Source organism: Hymenobacter coccineus, from assembly GCF_001816125.1.
In the GTDB taxonomy this organism is placed as follows: domain Bacteria; phylum Bacteroidota; class Bacteroidia; order Cytophagales; family Hymenobacteraceae; genus Hymenobacter; species Hymenobacter coccineus.
In genome coordinates, this window is sequence record NZ_MDZA01000455.1 from 1 (window position 1) to 19,550 (window position 19,550).

At 65.3% G+C, this 19,550-nt stretch carries 12 protein-coding genes and 1 pseudogene; 9 read left to right on the forward strand and 4 right to left on the reverse strand.

The window, feature by feature from the left end; all coding sequences use genetic code 11:
• Positions 1-231: 231 nt before the first annotated feature.
• Positions 232-1,257, reverse strand: coding sequence for a LacI family DNA-binding transcriptional regulator (locus BEN49_RS24565; RefSeq protein WP_083326453.1), 1,026 nt, complete (start codon positions 1,255-1,257; stop codon positions 232-234).
• Between the two features lie 96 nt (positions 1,258-1,353).
• Positions 1,354-2,436: a glycoside hydrolase family 43 protein gene (locus tag BEN49_RS24570; protein ID WP_083326454.1), complete on the reverse strand. Its 1,083-nt coding sequence runs from the start codon at positions 2,434-2,436 to the stop codon at positions 1,354-1,356.
• Between the two features lie 194 nt (positions 2,437-2,630).
• Here BEN49_RS24570 and BEN49_RS24575 point away from each other — a divergent pair, with 194 nt between their 5' ends.
• The 4 genes and pseudogenes from BEN49_RS24575 to BEN49_RS24590 all read left to right on the forward strand — a co-directional run bounded on the left by BEN49_RS24575 (position 2,631) and on the right by BEN49_RS24590 (position 8,175).
• Positions 2,631-4,679, forward strand: coding sequence for a beta-L-arabinofuranosidase domain-containing protein (locus BEN49_RS24575; protein WP_070747597.1), 2,049 nt, complete (start codon positions 2,631-2,633; stop codon positions 4,677-4,679).
• 29 nt (positions 4,680-4,708) lie between these two features.
• Positions 4,709-5,742, forward strand: a pseudogene (locus tag BEN49_RS24580) (glycoside hydrolase family 43 protein).
• A 37-nt stretch (positions 5,743-5,779) separates the two neighbouring features.
• The gene (locus BEN49_RS24585; RefSeq protein WP_083326455.1) at positions 5,780-6,892 is read left to right on the forward strand and encodes a glycoside hydrolase 5 family protein; all 1,113 of its coding nucleotides are present in this window, start codon (positions 5,780-5,782) and stop codon (positions 6,890-6,892) included.
• Positions 6,893-7,077: 185 nt separating this feature from the next.
• Positions 7,078-8,175 carry a glycoside hydrolase family 43 protein gene (locus BEN49_RS24590; protein ID WP_083326456.1) on the forward strand — a complete coding sequence of 366 codons (1,098 nt, stop codon included), beginning with the start codon at positions 7,078-7,080 and terminating at the stop codon, positions 8,173-8,175.
• 219 nt (positions 8,176-8,394) lie between these two features.
• Here BEN49_RS24590 and BEN49_RS24595 read toward each other — a convergent pair whose 3' ends face one another.
• Both BEN49_RS24595 and galK read right to left on the reverse strand, forming a co-directional pair.
• Positions 8,395-9,507 (reverse strand): UDP-glucose--hexose-1-phosphate uridylyltransferase, encoded by a 1,113-nt coding sequence (locus BEN49_RS24595; RefSeq protein ID WP_070747603.1) that lies wholly within the window; start codon positions 9,505-9,507, stop codon positions 8,395-8,397.
• A 36-nt stretch (positions 9,508-9,543) separates the two neighbouring features.
• Positions 9,544-10,716: a galactokinase gene (gene galK, locus BEN49_RS24600; protein ID WP_070747606.1), complete on the reverse strand. Its 1,173-nt coding sequence runs from the start codon at positions 10,714-10,716 to the stop codon at positions 9,544-9,546.
• 808 nt (positions 10,717-11,524) lie between these two features.
• Here galK and BEN49_RS24605 point away from each other — a divergent pair.
• The 5 genes from BEN49_RS24605 to BEN49_RS24625 all read left to right on the forward strand — a co-directional run.
• Positions 11,525-14,515 carry a SusC/RagA family TonB-linked outer membrane protein gene (locus tag BEN49_RS24605; RefSeq protein WP_070747628.1) on the forward strand — a complete coding sequence of 997 codons (2,991 nt, stop codon included), beginning with the start codon at positions 11,525-11,527 and terminating at the stop codon, positions 14,513-14,515.
• A 61-nt stretch (positions 14,516-14,576) separates the two neighbouring features.
• Positions 14,577-16,073: a RagB/SusD family nutrient uptake outer membrane protein gene (locus BEN49_RS24610; protein WP_070747608.1), complete on the forward strand. Its 1,497-nt coding sequence runs from the start codon at positions 14,577-14,579 to the stop codon at positions 16,071-16,073.
• 163 nt (positions 16,074-16,236) lie between these two features.
• Positions 16,237-17,307: a glycoside hydrolase family 43 protein gene (locus BEN49_RS24615; RefSeq protein WP_204376201.1), complete on the forward strand. Its 1,071-nt coding sequence runs from the start codon at positions 16,237-16,239 to the stop codon at positions 17,305-17,307.
• 30 nt (positions 17,308-17,337) lie between these two features.
• A complete protein-coding gene (locus BEN49_RS24620) occupies positions 17,338-18,495 on the forward strand; it encodes a sialidase/neuraminidase family protein (RefSeq protein ID WP_070747611.1) in 1,158 nt (385 codons plus the stop codon).
• A 56-nt stretch (positions 18,496-18,551) separates the two neighbouring features.
• Positions 18,552-19,550: glycoside hydrolase family 43 protein (locus BEN49_RS24625; protein ID WP_239692094.1), on the forward strand; the 999-nt coding region annotated here is incomplete at its 3' end.

Sequence of the window (19,550 nt, forward strand, 5' to 3'; positions counted from 1 at the left end):
GCGCGGGGCCGCCGGCGCGGCAGCACCCGCCGCACCAGGTCGCCCAGGTCTTGGGTGGGGCGGCGCACCGAATCGGCGGCGGCACCGGACTGCTGGGCCCGCGCCGGGGCCGCCAACAGCCCCAGCAGCCCAGGCAAAAGCAAGCGTAATCTCATCCGTCGTTCGTGCACACGTCCACCTCCCCAACGCGGCCGGCGGGGTTATGGTTGGCGCCGGGGCCCCGCCCGGCCCCTACCGCAGGCGCAGCGAGGAGGCCCGCACCAGCAAATCGGGCTGGAGCAACACCCGGCGCGGTGACACGTCCTGGCGCTTTTCGCCCAGTATTTCGAGCAGCAGGCGGGCGGCGGCCTGGCCCATTTGCTCGCAGCGCTGGTCCACGGTGGTGAGCATGGGCTCGGTGAACGAGGTGAACATCTCGTTGCTGAAGCCCGTCAGGGCCACGTCCTGGGGCACGCGCAGGCCGCGTTTTTTCAGCACTTGCAGGGCCCCCACGGCCGAGAAGTCGCTGGCCGAAAACACCGCGTCGGGCCGCTGGGGCAGCTTCAGCAACTGCTCCATGCCCTGGATGCCGTCCTCCAGCCGCATGTCGCAGGTGAACACCAGGGCCTCGTCGAAGGGCACGTCGTGCTCGCGCAGGGCGTCGAGGTAGCCCTGGCGGCGGTTTTTGTAGATGTTCAGGTGCTGGGGCCCCGCGAAGTGGGCAATGCGCCGGCAGCCCTGGGCCAGCAGGTGCATCGTGCTTTGGTAGGCGCCCTCGCGGTCGTCGAGCACCACGGCGTTCACGTCGCGCCCCTCCAGAATGCGGTCGAAAAATACCAGCGGCAGGTCGCGCTTGGCCGCCTTGTCGAAGTGCTTGAAGTCGCGCGTGGTGCGGGCCAGCGACACCATAATGCCTTCTACCTGGGCATTGATGAGGGTTTCGATGTTTTTGCGCTCGTGGGCCACGTCCTCGTTCGACTGGCAGATGAGGATGTTGAAGCCCGCCTTGGTGGCCACGGTTTCGATTCCCTTCACCACCATTGTAAAAAAGTGGCCATCGATGTGCGGCACCAGCACGCCCAGCATGTTGCTGCGGCCCTTGCGCAGGCCCGCCGCCATGTGGTTGGGGTGGTAGTTCAGTTCCTTGGCCAGCTTGGTGACGCGCTTTTTGGTGGCGTCGCTGATGCTCGGGTGGTTGCTCAGCGCCCGCGAAATGGTGGACACCGACACGCCCAGGGCCGTGGCCATGTCGGTGATGGAAGCGCGCTTGGAAGCCAACGGGCGGAAGGGGTTAGGACAAAAGCAGCGAAAATCGCCACGCAAAGATCTACGCAAATTTTTCCCCCGCGGGGCAGCCCGGTGCTGCTTATTTTTTTAGCCCGGCAGCGGCTGCGGCGTGTAGGTGGGCCCCAGGCAGCGGGGCCCCTGGGCCGTCCAAGCCAGCGGGTCGATACAGAGCTGGCGTTCTGTCATTTGCGGGTTCCAGGCGTGGTACACCAAGTACTCGGTTTTGCCGTCGGGGCCCACGGCGTGCGAGTGGTGGCCGGGGCCCCGCACGTGGCCCGGCACCGCGTGCAGCACCCGCGCGCCGGCCCCGCCGCCGGCCTCCGAGTAGGGCCCCAGGGGGCTGTCGGCCACGCAAAAATCCACGCCGTAGCGGTCGGTCAGGAAGTTGGCCCCGCTGTAAAAGCAGTAGTATTTTCCGGCGTGGCGGCGCACGTAGGGGCCCTCCAGCGTGTGCCACTGCGCAAACACCTGGTTGTTGTAGAGCGGCATCCGGCGGTTGGCCTCGAAAATCGTCCAGGGGTGGCGGGCGCGCAGCACGGTGCGCGCCTGGTGGGCCAGCGTCGTCATGGTGGCCAGGCGGTCCACGGCCAGGCCGGTGCCGGGGAAGTAGCCGTCGTCCGAGTCAATAAAGTCGCGGGCGTAGAACAAGTACCACTGCCCGTCGTCGTCTTTGAACGGGTGCGCGTCGATGGTGAACTTGCTCTCTGGCACGTTGAGCTGGGCCACTTCGGTGTAGGGCCCCTGCGGCAGTGTGCTGGTGGCCACGTGCAAGCGGTGCCCCACGGTGGCCGCAATGGCCCCGCCGCCCCGCGAGTAGTACATGTAAAACGTGCCGGCGTGGAACACCACCTCGGGGGCCCAAAAATCCAGGCCGTCGCTGCCGGGCGGCGGCACCAGGGCCCCACCGGCGTCGCGCCAATCCACCAAATTACTGGAAACCAGCACGCTGAAAATGCGCCCATCGGCCGTGCGCCCCTGCCCGGTGGTGCCAAACGCGTAGTACCGGCCCTGGTGCTGGAGCACGGCGGGGTCGGGAAAGTTGCGCGGCACCACAGGGTTGGTGTAGGTGCGGGCGGCGGCCCGGGCGTTGCGGCTGGGCAGCAGAGCCAGCACCCCGCCGGCCGCGGCGGCCAAGCGCAAAAAGGTGCGGCGAGAATCGGGAACGGACATGGCGGGGGTTAGGAATTGACGCAAGCTACGCGACATTTAGGACCGTGTGGCTAGCTGGCGAATGTAGGTACTTTTCAAATATAAATGCAAACGTTTGCACTAGTCGGTAAATAACCTATACCTTGCGGGCGGCAACGCCAACGGGGTTTTAGATGAACGTTGGAATGGTATTTTTTGCTTTTTCTGCTTGGTTCATGACTAACGTTTGCTTGCAGTCGTTTTGGCGCGGCATGCGGGGCGCGCTGGCCTTGGTGCTGCTGGGGCCCGCCGCCCGGGCCGCCCTGCCTGCCCCGCCCCTGGCGCCGCTGGCGTACCAGGAGCTGGCCCCGGGGGCCATTCGGCCCGACGGCTGGCTGCGGCGGCAGCTGGAAATCATGCGCGACCACACCACCGGCCACCTCGACGAAACCTACCCCAAGCTGCGCGACGACAACGGCTGGCTCGGCGGGGCTAGCGACGTCGGGGAGGAAACGCCGTACTGGCTCGACGGGGCCCTGCCTGTGGCGCACTTGCTGCACGACAAGGCCTTGCTGGCCAAGGTGCAGCGCTACGTAGACTGGTCGCTGGCCCACCAGCGGCCGTCGGGCTACTTTGGGCCCCTCACCAAGGCCGAGCGGGCCGGCGGTGCGCCGGTGGCCGCCGGGCCCCAGGGCGAGGATTGGTGGCCGCGCATGGTGCTGCTCAAGGTGTTGCAGCAGCACTACCAGGCTACCCACGATGCGCGGGTGCTGCCCTTCATGACGCGCTACTTCCAGTACCAGCTGCAAAACCTGAAGGCCACGCCCCTGGGCAAGTGGAGCGAATGGAGCACCACCCGCGGCGGCGACAACCTGCTGGTGGTGTACTGGTTATACCGCCAAACGGGGGCGCCGTTTCTGCTGGAACTGGGCGAATTGCTGTATCAGCAAACCACGCCCTGGACGGCCTACCTCGGCGGGCGCGACTGGGTGATGGACGCCGCCGCCAACCAGACCGGAGCCCATTGGATGGACCGCCACGGCGTGAACGTGGCCATGGGCCTGAAGCTGCCCGCGGTGTACGCCCAGGCCCACCCCGCCGACCCGCAGTACCACCAGGCCCTGCGCACGGGTTGGCACGACTTGATGACGCTGCACGGCCTGCCGCACGGCATGTTTTCGGCCGACGAGGACTTGCACGGCAACCTGCCCACGCAGGGCACGGAGCTGTGCGCCATCGTGGAAACCATGTTTTCGCTGGAGCAAGCCGCCGCCCTGACCGGCGAAACCGCCTACCTCGACGCCCTGGAGCGCATCGCCTACAACGCCCTGCCCGCCCAAACCACCGACGACTACACCGACCGCCAGTACTTCCAGGTGGCCAACCAGGTGCAGGTGGCCCGCGGCGTGTCCGACTTCACACTGCCCTTCGAGCGGGGTATGAACAACGTGTTTGGGCCCTACGCCGGCTACACGTGCTGCACCGCCAACATGCACCAGGGCTGGGCCAAGTTTGCCACCCACCTCTGGTACGCCACCCCGGCCCAGGGCGTGGCCGCCCTCGAGTACGCGCCGAACACCTTGACCACCACCGTGAACGGCACCGTGCCGGTGACCATCCGCGAGGAAACGGCCTACCCGTTTGGCGACCGGGTGGACTTCGTGGTGGAGCTAAAAAAACCCACCGCCTTTCCGCTGGCGCTGCGGCTGCCGGCGTGGTGCACCGAGGCCACCGTGCTGCTCAACGGCCAGCCGTTGCGCACCGACCGGGGCGGGCAAATCATCACCGTGGCCCGCACCTGGAGGCCCCACGACCGCCTCACGCTGCGCCTGCCCATGGCGGTGCGCACCAGCAACTGGGCCCGCAACTCGCGCACCCTGGAGCGGGGGCCCCTGGTGTACGCCCTCAAAATCCAGGAGCAGTGGCAGGAAAGCAGCCTGCCCGAAGAAGGCCGCTACTTCACCATCCAGCCCCAGAGCCCGTGGAACTACGGCCTGCCCAAGGCCGTGATTGACGACCCGGTGGGCCGCACCACTGTGGCGGCGAAACCCTTGGCCGCCAGCGCCCCCGGCTTCTACTGGAACGCCGCCAACGCCCCCGTCGTGCTCACCACCACCGGCCGGCGCATTCCGGCGTGGCAGCTCAACGCGGGCGTGGCCCCGCAGCCCGTCACGCCCCGCGACGGCGTGTACAAGGGCCCCGTGGACGCGGCCACCGAAACGCTCACTTTCCTGCCCTACGGCTGCACCAAGCTGCGCGTTGTGGCACTGCCCGTCGTGCCCTAGCCCACTTCTGCCTTCCCTCACCCCCACCGATGCTTCGTTGTAAAATTCTGCTTTTCCTGGCGCTGCTCGGGGCCCTGCCGGGGGCCCGGGCCCAGGGCCCCGCGGCCGGCCGCACTTTTACTAACCCGCTGAAGGCGAACGGGCCCGACCCGTGGGTGGTCCGCCGCGGCGGCTATTACTACTACACCAACACGATGGGGAAAAACCTCACGCTGTGGAAGTCGAAAACCCTGGAAGGGATAAAGGACGCCCCCGGCGCAGTGGTGTGGACGCCGCCCGCCGCGGGGCCCAACTCCACCCAAATTTGGGCCCCGGAGCTGCACTTCCTCGGCGGCAAGTGGTACCTCTACTACACGGCCTCCGACCGGGCCAACCCGAGCGACCAGACGCGCTACGTGTTCGTGCTGGAAAACGCCAGCCCCGACCCTACCGCCGGCAAGTGGGTAGACAAAGGCAAAATCAACACCCAGTACCCGGGCCTCGACGGCTCGGTGTTTGAGCACGGCGGCCGGCGCTACTTCCTGTACTCGGCCTACGTGGGGCCCCAGAGCGTGCTGGCCATTGCGCCCATGGCCAACCCCTGGACGCTGGCCGCGGGCCAGGAAACCATCATCGCCCGGCCCACCTACGACTGGGAAAAAGGCGGCGGCCGCCAGATTCTGGAGGGCCCCGAGTTTCTGGCGGGCCGCCGGGGGCAGCTGTGCGTGGTGTACTCGGCCAGCGCGTGCTGGGACGACAACTACTGCCTCGGGATGCTGACGGCCCGCCCCGGCGCCGACCCGCTGCGCGCCGATTCGTGGACGAAAGCGCCGCAGCCGGTCTTTCGCCGTCGGCCGAAAACGGCGTGTGGGGCACCGGCCACAACGGCTTCACCACCTCGCCCGACGGGCGAGAAAACTGGATCATTTACCACGCTAAGGCCGCCGCCGACGGCAAGTGCGAGGGGCGCAGCGCCCGGGCCCAGCGCTTCGGCTGGCACCCCGACGCACGCCCAATTTTGGGGCCCCGGCCGCGCTGGCCACGCCCCAGGCCGTGCCGTCGGGCGAATAAGGCTCTAATCTAAAATACTAACAACCAATTCCTTTCTCTACCATTTTCGCATGAAGAAGCTTTCGTTCTTGCTCTTGTTCGTGGCGTTGCTCGGCGCGCCGGGGGCCCACGCCCAAAAAGTCAAAACCAAAACCAAGGGCGCTGGCGCTGCCATGGCCACGGGCCAGGGCCCCCGCTGGTCGGCCGAAAAAGCCAACGCCTGGTACAAAACCCGCCCCTGGATGTCGGGCGCCAACTTCACGCCCAGCACGGCCATCAACCAGCTCGAAATGTGGCAGGCCACCACGTTCGACCCGCAAACCATCGACAAGGAGCTGGGCTGGGCCGAGGGCATCGGCTTCAACACGATGCGCGTGTTTTTGCATAGCCTGGCGTGGCAGCAGGACCCGGCCGGCTTCAAAAAGCGCGTGAACGACTACCTCACCATCGCCGACAAGCACCACATCGGCACCATCTTCGTCTTCTTCGACGACTGCTGGAACAAGACCGCCCAAACGGGGACCCAGCCCGCGCCCAAGCCCGGCGTGCACAACTCGGGCTGGGTGCAGGACCCCGGCGACCCGGCCTCGCGCGATTCGGCCACCTTCGTGGGCCTGAAGCCCTACGTGACGGACGTGCTCACGAGCTTCGCCCACGACAAGCGCATTGCCCTCTGGGACTTGTACAACGAGCCCGGCAACTCGGGCAAGGGCCTGGCCTCGCTGCCGCTGCTGCGCAACGTGTTTGCCTGGGCCACCGCCGTGCGCCCCGACCAGCCCCTGAGCGCCGGCCTCTGGAACTGGGACCCCAGCTACGGGCCCCTCAACACCTTCCAGGCCCTGCACTCCGACGTCATCACCTACCATTGCTACGACGAAGTGCCGTCCCACGAGCGCATCATCGCGCTGCTGGCCACCCACGGCCGGCCGCTGCTCTGCACCGAGTACATGGCCCGTCCGCGCAACTCGCGCTTCGTCAACATCATGCCCCTGCTGAAGAAGTACAACGTAGCAGCCATCAATTGGGGCTTGGTGGACGGCAAAACCAACACCAAGTACCAGTGGGACGTGCCCATCGCCGACGGCTCGGAGCCCGGCGAGTGGTTCCACGAGGTGTTTCGCAAAGACGGCACGCCCTACCACCAGGACGAGGCGGACCTGATCAAAAAAACCAACGGCAAGTAGGGCCCCGGTGGCGCTTCGCTTCCTAGGCTTGTTTCTGGATGAGAAAAAGTAGGCCGTCATGCCGAGCGCAGCGAAGCATCTCTACTGCTGAACTAATCATTGATTACTGCTGCGGGAGAGATGCTTCGCTGCGCTCAGCATGACGGCCTTTCCTCCCTGCTTTGAATTTACAACTTCATCCGACGATGCGCATTTTTCGAGGATTAACCCGGCTTTTGCTGGTGCTGGCGGCGCTGGCCTTGCTGCCCGCCTGCACCCGGCAGCGGGGCCCCCGTGCCCTGGTGCCGGCCACGGGGGCCCCGGCGCCGGCCACGTTCACCAACCCGCTGCTGCCGGTGGGGGCCGACCCGTGGAGCATTTACCACGACGGCTACTACTACTACACCAACACGACGGGCGACAACCTCACGCTCTGGAAAACCAAGAACTTGGCCGACCTCAAAAACGCCGAGCACCGCGTGGTGTGGACGCCGCCGGCCAAGGGGCCCAACAGCGGGCACATTTGGGCCCCCGAGCTGCACTTCCTGCGCGGCAAGTGGTACCTCTACTACGCCGCCGACGCCGGCGATAACCCCTCGCACCGCCTCTGGGTACTCGAAAATGCCTCGCCCGACCCGCTGCTGGGCACCTGGACCGACCGCGGCAAGCTGGCCGACCCGGCCGCCGACATGTGGGCCATCGACGGCTCGGTGTTCCTCAACAACGGCAAGCTGTACCTCATCTGGTCGGGCTGGGACGGCCGCGTGAACGGCCGCCAGGACATTTACCTGGCCCCCATGAAAAACCCCTGGACGCTGGCCGGCCCGCGGGTGCGCATTTCCACGCCCACCTACGACTGGGAGCGCAACGGCGACCTGCACGGCCCCAACGACCCGCCCCACGTGGCCGTGAACGAGGGCCCCGAGGTGATTCGGCACGGCAACAAGCTGTTCCTGGTGTACTCGGCCAGCGGGTGCTGGACGGATTTTTACGTGCTCGGCATGCTCACGGCCAACGCAAACAGCGACTTGCGCAAGGCCGCGTCGTGGACGAAAACCCCTACGCCGGTCTTCCAGCAGTCGCCCGAGAACAAGGTGTACGCGCCGGGCCACAACTCCTTTTTCACCTCGCCCGACGGCAAGGAAAACTGGTTGCTGTACCACGCCAACAGCGCGCCCGACCAGGGCTGCGGCCCCAAGCGCACGCCGCGGATGCAACGCTTCACGTGGCGCCCCGACGGCACACCCGACTTCGGCCAGCCCGTGCCCGCCGAGCAGGTGCTAGCCGTCCCCTCGGGCCAGTAGCGTGGGCCAGTAGCTTGGACTCTGCGAGTCCGCGCGTTTGAACAGACTAGGCGCATGTAGCGCGGACTTTGTAGTCCGCGGCTCTGAACGGTCGCTGCACGATTACCGGCGGTACGAAGCGAGAGCCGCGGACTCGCAGAGTCCACGCTACATGCGAAAAGGCCCGCTAATTACTTAGCGGGCCTTTTTCATTAAACCGGAAATTAAAACCGTGGGGCCCTACTTGCCCGGGGCTTCGGGCGGGGCCACCTCGTCGGCGACCGGCGCGGCGGTGGCGGCGGCCATTTGCTTGTAGTGGACTTCGGGCAGGGAGCGCAGGCGCTCGGCGGCCCACTCGGGCGTTACGTCGCGCTGGGGGTTGGCCAGCATTTCGTAGCCCACCATAAACTTGCGCACCGTGGCCGAGCGCAGCAGCGGCGGGTAGAAGTGCATGTGCAGGTGCCATTCGGGGTGCTCCTGGCCGTCGGTGGGGCGCTGGTGCCAGCCGGCCGAGTACGGGAACGACAACTCGAACAGGTTGTCGTAGCGAACGGTGAGGCGGCGCAGGATGTCGGCCAGGTCGTTCTTCTCTGTCTCGTTCAGCAGCTCCAGCGAGGCCACGGCGCGGCGCGGCAGCAGCAGCGTTTCGAAGGGCCAGGTGGCCCAAAACGGCACCAGTACCACCCACGTGTCGTTTTCGATAACGACGCGCTGCTGCTCGCGCAGCTCGGTGGCGAGGTAGTCGGTGAGCAGCGTGCGGCCGTGCTTTTCCAGATACGCAGCCTGCTGCACGGTTTCCTTGGCGGGGTCGACGGGCACAGTGTGCTGGGCCCAGATTTGGCCGTGCGGGTGCGGGTTCGAGCAGCCCATGATGAAGCCCTTGTTCTCAAAAATCTGCACGTAGTTGATGTCCGGCCGGGCCCCCAGGGTCTGGTACTCGTCCACCCACACGTCCACCACCCCGCGGATGGCCTCCGGCGTCATCTCGGGCAAGGTCAGGTCGTGCCGCGGCGAGAAGCAAATCACGCGGCCCACGCCGGTTTCGGACTCGGCAATCAGCAAGTTGTCGATGTTGATGCCCCCGGCCGGCCCGTCGGGTTGCAGGGCCGCAAAGTCGTTGTCGAACCGGAACGTGCCGGTGTATTGCGGGTTGTGGGCCCCGTTAGCGCGCACGTTGCCCGGGCACAGGTAGCACGTGGGGTCGTAGGCCGGGCGGTTGTCGGGGGGCGTTTTTTCCTGCTGGCCCTGCCAGGGGCGCAGGGCGCGGTGGGGCGACACCAGCAGCCACTCCCCGGTGAGCGGGTTGTAGCGGCGGTGCGATTGGTGGGTGGGGTCGAAGGCGGAATCGGACATAAGCGGGAAACGCGAAAGCGGCGAAAAGGGATGGATTTAGGAGGCGGACGCGGTGGCGGCTTGCAGCTCGCTCACGCCCCCCACGATGGTGGTGTGGTAGGTTTCGAGCTGCTGCTGGTACCGCTGCTCAAACGCCTTTTCCATCGCCGCCACAAACGCGTCGACCTGCTCAACGGCCACCAGGTTGATGGTGCAGCCGCCGAAGCCGCCGCCCATCATGCGGGCCCCCAGCACGCCGGGCAGCGGGCGGGCCATTTCCACCAGCTCGTCCAGCTCTGGGCAGCTCACCTGGTAGTCGTCGCGCAGGCCGGCGTGCGAGCCGTACATGGCCTGGCCCACGGCGGCCATGTCGTTGGCCTTCAAGGCGTCGCAGGCTTCTTGCACGCGCTGGTTTTCCTGCACCACGTAGCGGCAGCGGCGGTACACGACGTCGCCCATGGCGTCGCGCGCGGCCTCCACCTGCTCCAAGGTGGCGTCGCGCAGGCTCTTGATTGCGGGGTGCGTTTTTTGCAGCACGGCCACGCCCTGGGTGCACTCCTGGCGGCGCTTGTTGTACTCGGAGCTGGCCAGCGAGTGCTTCACGCCCGAGTTGCACAGCACTAGGTGGTACTGGTCGGCAGCAAAGGGGAAGTATTCGTAGTCGAGCGAGCGGCAGTCGAGGCGCACCACGTGGCCAGCGCGGCCGTGCAGGCTGGCAAACTGGTCCATAAGGCCGCTCATCACGTGGGCGTAGGTGTGCTCGGCCTGCTGGCCCATCTTGGCCAGCGTCATGCGGTCGAAGCCCGTGTGCAGCAGCTCGTTGAGCGCAAACGCCAGCCCGCACTCGATGGCGGCCGACGACGACATGCCCGCCCCCATCGGCACGTTGCCGCCAAACACGCAGTCGAAGCCCGGCACGGCCACCCCGTGCTTTTGGAACTGGGCCACTACGCCGAGCAAGTAGTTGGCCCACAGGTGGTCGCTGGGGGCCACGTCGGCCACCGCCACCTCGTAAGTATCGGCTTTATCAAACGACGCCAAGCGCACCGTGTCGCTGCCGTTCAGGCCCACTGCGAAATAGATTTCCTTGTCGATAGCAGCCGGCAGCACCAGGCCGTCGTTGTAATCGGTGTGCTCGCCGATGAGGTTGATGCGGCCCGGGGCCCGCACTAGCAGAGGCTCGTGGCCAAAACGGCGGTGGAAATCAGCGGAAATGGCAGCGATAGGCATAAGTAGATAGGTTTAGGGCCCTGATGGTACAGATTAGGCGGGTTAAAGGTCAGGTTTTTCCGCATAACGCACAAACGTTTGCGCAGAATTTGCCTAATTTAAACGCTTTTTAACAAAACTATACTAATAAAGAAGAGAATCTGAATAGTGGCGATGAGACGATTGCCGAGTTCTAATTCATTCCAGGTGCCGCATATTCATATTCAGTAAGCGCTGGCCTCTTCTTGTTAAAGTATAATAATTACATTGAGAAGCCTATACTGATCGGCGCTGGTGGGCCAGGGGCCTCTTGTGTTCAGCAGTATTGCGCACTTGCCTATGCCTCGCCTCTACTGACGCGGTTAGTAACGAACCCAAATTATCCACCTGCACGGCGGTTGAAAAAATATTATAGCGAAGTATGCAATCGTATGCTCATTTTGGCCAACGAGTAGCTCCTCGTTGCTTGCATTTTACTTTCGCACTTCTATTTTTACAACAAGCAAACAGCTAGCGGATGTTGCGTTATGGTAACAGAGGAACTTGTTTCTCCTGCAAACTGCCTTAAAAATGCATTTCTTTAGCAAGTCACTTCCATTTTAAATACAATAAGCTTTTCCGTCATCCTGGCGGTTTTTTTGCCTAGAGTAGCGCAAACGTTTGCACTTTCTGTACTTTCCACATCTACCCAATTTTTACCATTTTTTCCATGAAAAAGCTGCTACTTTCTCCACGGTATCTGCTTCCTGCGCTGGTGTGTTGCCTGCCCTCGGTTGGGGTTGCCCATTCCTTGGCGGCGTACCGCCCGCTCGTCACCAACCGGGCTCCTGTGGCTGATCCCGTGACCGGGCGCGTGACCGACGAAAAAGGCGAGGGCCTGCCCGGCGTAACGGTGCTCGTGAAGGGAACCCAAAACGGCACTTCGACCAACGCCAACGGCGAGTTTACCCTCGACGCACCCGCCGGGGCTACCCTAGTGCTGTCGTCGGTGGGCTACACCACACAGGAAGTGGCCGTGACTAGCGGTCCGCTAACGGTGCGCTTGGTGCAGGACAACCAGCAACTCAACGAAGTAGTGGTGCTGGGCTACGTGACCCAAGATCGCCAGAACCTGAGCAGCGCCGTCAGCAGCGTGAACGTGACGGAGGCCCAAAAGGCCCCGGTGGGCACCATCGGCGAGGCCATCCAGGGCCGCACCACGGGCGTGCTGATTAACAACAGCGGCAACCCGGGCCAGGCCCCCAACATCGTGATTCGGGGCCTCGGCAGCATCAACGGCGGCAGCTCGCCGCTGTACGTGGTCGACGGGTTGTGGACGGACAACATCCGCGACATCAACCCGACGGACATCGACCAGCTGACCGTGCTGAAGGACGCTTCTTCGACGTCCATTTACGGGTCGCGGGGCGCCAATGGCGTGATTATCATCACCACCAAGCGGGGCAAGGTCGGCAAGCCCACCATTGGGGTGACCGCCTACGCCGGCGTGCAAAACACGGTGAGCCGCTGGAAACTGACCAATGCGGCGCAATGGGCCGCCATCGAGCGGCAAGCTTACACCAACGCAGGCCTGCCCTTCCCCGGCTCAGTGGCCAACCCGGAAAACTACGCGGACACCGACTGGCAGAGCGAAATTCTGCGCACGGGCACGGTGCAAGACTACAACGTGAACCTGGGCGGCGGCTCGACGGGCGAAAAGTACAGCACCAACTTCCTGGTTTCCGGCGGCGTGTTCAGCCAGAAAGGGGCCCTGATTGGCACCGACTTTAACCGCTATACCCTACGCCTAAACTCGGGCCTGACCGCTGGGCGCTTCAAAATCAACGAGTCGGTGCAGCTGGCGCACGCCTTCACCACGCTGGCCAACGGGCAGCCCTTCCAGGACGCCATTCGGCTGCTGCCCACCATTCCGGTGTACAACCCGAGCGAATCGCCCTACACGGCGGGCTACGGCTACGGCTCGCCGGCAGCCAACACGTTCGGCACCAACCCGGTGGGCTCGCAAACCATCGAAACGCGCACCCAATACAACAACCGGATTCAAGGCAGCGTGAACGCCGAGTACTCCTTTTTTGACTTCTTGAGCTACCGCCTGAACCTGGGCGTGGAATCGCTGGATTACGTGGACCGCGACGCCCGGCGCTTCGGCCGCATCTCGCAAAACGCGCCCACCGACCCGTCGTTCCTGACCGAAAGCCGCGGCGACAACACCTTTTTGCTGGCCGAAAACATCCTTAATTTCAACAAGCGCATTGGCGAGCACGGCGTCAACGTGCTGGTGGGCTACTCGGAGCAACGCGGTAAAAACACGAACACCGGCGCCACCGCCCGCAGCTTCGTGAACAATGCCCCCGGGGCCCAAGACGGCTACGTGCTCGACGCGGGCACGGGCACAACCAGCGTGTTTGGTAACGTCCAGGAATACTCCAAACGGTCGTACTTCACCCAGCTCGTGTATGACTACAAGAACAAGTACTTGGTGACGGGCAGCTTCCGGCGCGACGGCTCGTCGCGCTTCGCCCCGGAAAACCGGTACGGCAACTTCGGGGCCGGCTCGTTGGGCTGGCGCATCAGCGAGGAAGATTTCCTCAAGAACTCGGCCCCGTTCATCAGCAACCTGAAGGCCCGCGTGAGCTACGGCGTGAACGGCAACGACAACATCGGCAACTACAGCTACCAGGGCGTCATCAACCAGAACGTCAACTACCCCTTCAATGGCCAGGACGTGAACAACGGCCAGATTCAGACCAGCTTGGCCAGCAACGGCATCAAGTGGGAATCGCGCTACACGACCAACTACGGCCTCGATTTGGGCTTGCTGGACAACCGCGTCACGTTCTCGGTAGACTACTACACTTCTACTACGAAGGACGCCCTGATTTTCCCGACCCTGGCGGCAGCCCTCGGCAACCCCGGCCAGCCGCCCTACCAGAACATCGGGCAGTTGCAGAACCGCGGCTTCGAGTTTCAGGCCGGCTACCAGCAGAACAAAGGCGCGTTCACCTACGGCGTATCGGCCAACCTGTCTACTGTTAAGAACAACGTGCTGCAGCTGGCCCAGGAAGGGCAGGTTATCGGCAGCGGGGCCACGCAAACGGCGGTGGGCCACCCGGTGGGGGCCTTTTTCCTGATTCCGTTCGATGGCGTGTTCCAGACGCAGGACGAGGTGAACAGCTACAAGAACGCGGCGGGTAAAGTAATCGAGCCCTTCGCCCAACCCGGCGACGCTCGCTACCGCGACACGAACGGCGACGGCCAAATCAACGACGACGACCGGGTGTACTACGACACGAACATTCCGAAGCTGCAATTTGGCCTCAGCGCCAACGCGGCCTACCGGGGCGTCGACCTGTCGTTCCTGATCCAGGGCGCCAGCGGCAACCAGGTGTTCAACGTGGCCCGCTCCACGATGGACCGCACCGACGACCCGAGCAACTTCCGGGCTGACTTTGCGCCTTGGACGCCCGACAACCGCTCCACCACTACGCCCCGGGCCCTACAGGCGGGCGGCGCCACCAGCGACTTGCAAGCCGCCGCCGGCTCCAACTCGCGGGGCAGCTCGCGCTTCCTCGAAGACGGCTCGTACGGCCGCCTCAAAAACGTAACGGTGGGCTACACCGTGCCGAAGCAGATAATCAGCAACCTGCGGGGCTTCAGCAGCTTGCGGGTGTACCTGACGGGCCAAAACCTGATTACCGCCACCAAGTACAGCGGCCCGGACCCGGAGTTTGTGAACGGCAACTTCTTTCAGCGCGGCGTTGATTTCAGCGCGTTCCCCAACCTGCGCACCTACACCGGGGGCATTCAACTGGGCTTCTAAACCGCGGCCGCGGGGGCCCCACTTGCCCCCGGCTTCTCACTTATTTAACGCTACCCAAACCATGCATTTTTATAAGCGCACCGCGGCCGCCCTGCTGGGGGCCCTGGCCCTCACCACGGGCTGCCAGAAGGATTTGCTCGACAAAGTCAACCCCAACTCGCCCACCGTTGGCACGTTCTGGCAAACCCAGACCGACGCCGCGGCGGGCGTCACGGCCGCCTACTCGGCCCTGCAATTTCCGGGCACCTACGCCCGCTGGCTCCACTTCGCCAACGACATCCGCTCGGACGAAGGCTACAGCCTGAGCCCCTGGACGGACCTGGCCAACTTCACCCGGTTCGTGCAGTTCGACTACGACCTCGAGCCCACCCGCGTCATCTGGGAAGACCATTACCGCGGCGTGTTCCGCTGCAACCAAATCCTGGCTTATGTGCCGGCCATTCAGATGGACGCCGCCATGCAGAAAACCTTGCTGGCGGAGGCCCACTTCCTGCGGGGCATGTACTACTTCAACCTCGTGACGCACTTCGGCAACGTGGCCATGATCCTGGAACCGTCCACGGTTACCAGCTCGCCCATGCAGGCCACCGTGGAAGAAGGCATGGCCCAGGTGGTGAGCGACTTGCAAGCCGCCGTGGCCGACTTGCCCGTGGCCAACGACGTGGGCCACGCCACCAAGGGCTCGGCCGAGGCCCTGCTGGGCCGGGTGTACATGCAGCAGCACAAGTGGGCCGAGGCCTCGGCGCTGTTCACCACCGTCATCAACTCGGGCAAGTACGCCCTGGTGGCCAACTACTTGGATAATTTCACCATTGCCAACGAAAACAACAGCGAATCGGTGTTCGAAGTCCAGTTCTCCAGCGTGAACCAGGGCGGCGGGCAAGACGTGGCCGGGGCCAGCGAAGGCTTCGAGCGGGCCCAGTTTTTTGGCCCTCCCGGCATCGGCTGGACCGACGGACGCGCTCGGCCTTGGCTGCTGACCGAGATTAGCGAGAAGACGGTGAGCGGCGCCGACGACCCGCGCCGCGACATCACCGTGTTTCATTACCCCATGCTGCTGTTTGGCCAAACCTACGAGCAGCGCAACGTGCCCACCACCGACACCTTCTGGCACAAGTACGAGGACGACCGCACCCAAAACTTCGAGAACTACTTCTCGGGCATCAACTTCCGCGTGATTCGCTACGCCGACGTGCTGCTGATGCAGGCTGAAGCCCTCAACGAGTTGGGCCAAACGGCGGCCGCCGTGCCGCTCATCAACCAGGTGCGCCAGCGCCCGTCGGTGAATCTAACCCCGCTGACGGCTACGTTCTCGCAAGCCCAAATGCGCACCCAGATTATGCACGAACGGGTATGCGAGCTGGCCGGCGAAGGCACCCGCTGGCTCGACCTGAACCGCTGGGGCCTGCTGAAGAGCCAAGGCACCCTCGACGTACTAAAGGCCCCTAGCCACGACCCGGATTTCATCAACTTTGTGATTGGCAAGTCGGAATACCTGCCCATCACCCGCACCGACCTGACGGCCGACCGCAACCTCAAGCAGAACCCCGGCTACTAGCCGCCGACCTGCGCCGGGGCCCCACCCCCACCCAACCGCGCCGCTGGAAAAGTCTTTTTCAGCGGCGCTGTCGTTGGCGCCCAAGGGGTTTTGCTACCCCAGCCCCTTGGGCGCCGCCGGGCGCGGCGGTCCTTTCTCCTTCCTTTTCCTTTCCTAATTCCTAATGTTCTCGAAGTTTCTGACCCGCGTTGTGCTGCTGGGGGCCCTGGTGGCCTGCCAGGGCACCACCGACCCGGTGGCGCCTACCCCGCCGCCCACCCCGCCCACCACGCCGACGGCTACCACCTTCACCAACCCGCTGCTGGCGTCGGCGCCCGACCCGTGGGTGTACCAGAAGGACGGGTTTTACTACTTCCTGAGCACGAGCGGCGGCGACGTGCGCATCCGCAAAACGGCCAAAATGGCGGAGCTGGCCACCGGCGCCATCAAAATTGTGTGGACGCCCGCCAGCGCCACCGCCGCCAACTCGCACGACGTGTGGGCCCCGGAATTGCACTTCCTCGACGGCAAGTGGTACATCTACTTCACAGCGGGGCCCGGTAGCTGCTGCGGCGGCCAGCGCCTGTGGGTGCTTGAAAACGCCAACCCCGACCCCATGCAGGGCACCTGGACGGAGAAGGGCCGCATTTTTAACCCCACCGAGGACGAGTGGGCCATCGACGGCACGGTGCTGGAGCAGGGCAGCAAGCGCTACTTGGTGTGGTCGGGCCACCGCACCGGCGCCGAGGAGACGCAGCGCCTCTACATCTCCGAAATGAGCAACCCCTGGACGCTCACCGGCCCGCGCGTGGAGCTGAGCAGCCCGCAGTACGACTGGGAAAAGTACGGCCCGGTGCCCGTGAACGAGGGCCCCGAAATCATCCAGCACGGCAGCAGCACCTTCCTCATCTACTCGGCCAGCCACTGCAACACCGACAACTACGCCCTGGGCCAGCTGCGCATGCCCAGCACCGCCGACCCACTGGTGGCCGCCAACTGGCGCAAATCGGCCACGCCGGTGCTCGTCACCAACGCTGCCGGCGGGGCCTACGGGCCGGGCCACAACGGCTTCTTTAAGTCGAAGGACGGCACCGAGGATTGGATTGTGTACCACGCCAACAGCGGCGCCAACCAGGGCTGCGGCGACGCCCGCAACCCCCGCATGCAGAAGTTCACCTGGAACGCCGACGACTCGCCCAACTTCGGCACGCCCGTGGCCATCGGCACGGCCGTGCCCCGGCCCGCGGGCGAGTAGCGGGGCCCCTCACCCTTTCTCATTTGCGCCATGAACAAGCTTTTTCACTGGCTGGGGGCCCTGGCCGGCTTGCTGGCCCTAGCCGCCCCCGCCGAGGCCCAAACCCGCTTCGACCTGCCGCGGCCCACGTACTACCCGCGCGTCATCCGCTTGGCCCAGGGGCCCGGGGCGGGCCGCTTGCTGGCCAGCTTCGACGTGGGTAAGACCGGCACCCTCTACGAAAGCCCCGACAACGGCCGCACTTGGCAGCACCTAGCCGACGTGGCCGACGCCACGCCGCCGGGCATGTGCTGCTCGGGCCTGTACGAAGTGCCGCAGGCCCTGGGGGCTACCCCGGCCGGCGCGTTGCTGTGGGCTACTTCGGTGGGCACTGACCGCGGCGGGCGCGGGCCATGCAGCATCCGCGCGTACCGCAGCACCGACGGCGGGCGCACTTGGGCCTTCTTCTCGGAGCCCGTGAAGGGCTTCATCGGGCTGTGGGAAGCCGAGTTTGTGGTGGACGCCGCGGGCCAGCTGGTGGTGTACTACTCCACCGAAGAGCACAAGGCCGAGGGCTACAACCAGGCCCTGGCCCACAAAACCTCGGCCGACGGCGGCCTCACCTGGGGCCCCGAAACGCTGGACGTGGGCCGCCCCGACGGCGCCCTGCGCCCGGGCATGGCCGTGGTGCGCCGCCTGCCCGACGGCACCTACGCCATGAGCTACGAACTGTGCGGGCAGGGCTGTGACGCCTACCTGCGCCGCTCGCCCGACGGCACGCACTGGGGCGACGCCCAGGACCTGGGCACCCGCATCGAGTCGGCCGAAGGGCACCACTTTGCCCACGCCCCCACCCTGGCTTGGGCCCCGCTGCCCGGCCAGCCCCAGGGGCGCCTGCTGGCCGTGGGCCAGTTGCTGCTCAACAACACCGACAACACCAAAGCCCCCGCCAGCGGCCGGGTGTATATGCTGAACGACCACGACGGCCAGGGCCCCTGGACGGAGGTGCCCGCCCCCGTGCCCGTGCCCGACGCCAAGGACAACCCCTGCCCCAACTACAGCTCGCAGCTGGTGCCCGGCGCCGACGGCCTCACCGTACTAGAAGTGGCCCTGAACTTTGTGGACGGCACCTGCCAGGCCTTTTACCAAACCGCCCCGCTGCCCGCGCCGCCCGCCCGGGCCAAGGCCAGCCGCAAAAAACGGCCGTAGGTTTGGGTTACTTCCCGCGCTGCGGCCCGCGTTTCACTCCTTAGCTTTTCTACGTTTTGCGCTTTCAACCTTCTTTCCGCACGTTTCGGCCACTGGCCGCCGCCCTGGCAGGTGGCGCGCTGCTTAGTGCTGCCCCGCTGGGGGCCCAGGCCCAACCTAGCGCCCGCCCGGCGCCCGCCACCGCTACCCCCCCGCCCGCTGTGGCCGTATCCGAGCCCGTGCTGCCGGGCGATTTTCCCGACCCGTCGGTGGTGAAAATTGGGAATACGTACTGGGCCACGGCCACGTCGTCGAACTGGGGCCCCGTGTTTCCGCTGCTGAAATCGACCAACCTGACGGACTGGACGCCGGCGGGCAGCGTGTTTGGGGGCGAGCGGCCAGCTTGGGCTGACTACTACTTCTGGGCTCCCGAAATCAGCCAGGACGGCGGCAAAACCTACATTTTTTACACGGCGCACCAGCGCGGCGGCAACCTGGCCGTGGGCGTGGCCAGCGCCGACCGCCCCGAGGGCCCCTACCGCGACCACGGCCCGCTGGTGGGCCAGCCCGACGGCTCGATTGACGCCTTTCCGGTGCGCGACGAAAAGGGCCAGCCCTACCTGGTGTGGAAGGAAGACGGCAACAGCGTCAGCAAGCCCACGCCCATCTGGGCCCAGCCCATGAACGCGGCCCGCACCGCCCTCACAGGCACCAAAACCGAGCTGTTCCGCAACACCGCGCCTTGGGAGGGCAACCTCGTGGAGGGCGTGAGCATGGTGCGCCACGGCGGCTACTTCTACGCCTTTTACGCGGCCAACGGCTGCTGCGGGGGCGGCTGCACCTACGCCACCGGCGTGGCCCGCGCCAAAACCCTGCTGGGGCCCTGGGAGAAGTACGCCCGCAACCCCATCCTCACCCAAAACGCGGCCTGGAAGTGCCCCGGCCACGGCACCGCCGTGGAGCGCAACGGCCGCTGGTACCTGCTGCACCACGCCTATGCCGCCGCGGCCGGCAGCCAGATGGTGGGCCGCCAGGGCGTGCTCAGCGAATTCACCTGGGGCCCCAGCGGCTGGCCG

Excerpts from the sequence above, each read along its gene's own strand:
- BEN49_RS24620 (WP_070747611.1), top strand. The coding sequence starts at position 17,338 with ATGAACAAGCTTTTTCACTGGCTGGGGGCCCTGGCCGGCTTGCTGGCC.
- BEN49_RS24595 (WP_070747603.1), bottom strand. The coding sequence starts at position 9,507 with ATGTCCGATTCCGCCTTCGACCCCACCCACCAATCGCACCGCCGCTAC.
- BEN49_RS24585 (WP_083326455.1), top strand. The coding sequence starts at position 5,780 with ATGAAGAAGCTTTCGTTCTTGCTCTTGTTCGTGGCGTTGCTCGGCGCG.
- BEN49_RS24615 (WP_204376201.1), top strand. The coding sequence starts at position 16,237 with ATGTTCTCGAAGTTTCTGACCCGCGTTGTGCTGCTGGGGGCCCTGGTG.
- BEN49_RS24570 (WP_083326454.1), bottom strand. The coding sequence starts at position 2,436 with ATGTCCGTTCCCGATTCTCGCCGCACCTTTTTGCGCTTGGCCGCCGCG.
- BEN49_RS24575 (WP_070747597.1), top strand. The coding sequence starts at position 2,631 with ATGACTAACGTTTGCTTGCAGTCGTTTTGGCGCGGCATGCGGGGCGCG.
- BEN49_RS24590 (WP_083326456.1), top strand. The coding sequence starts at position 7,078 with ATGCGCATTTTTCGAGGATTAACCCGGCTTTTGCTGGTGCTGGCGGCG.
- BEN49_RS24610 (WP_070747608.1), top strand. The coding sequence starts at position 14,577 with ATGCATTTTTATAAGCGCACCGCGGCCGCCCTGCTGGGGGCCCTGGCC.
- galK (WP_070747606.1), bottom strand. The coding sequence starts at position 10,716 with ATGCCTATCGCTGCCATTTCCGCTGATTTCCACCGCCGTTTTGGCCAC.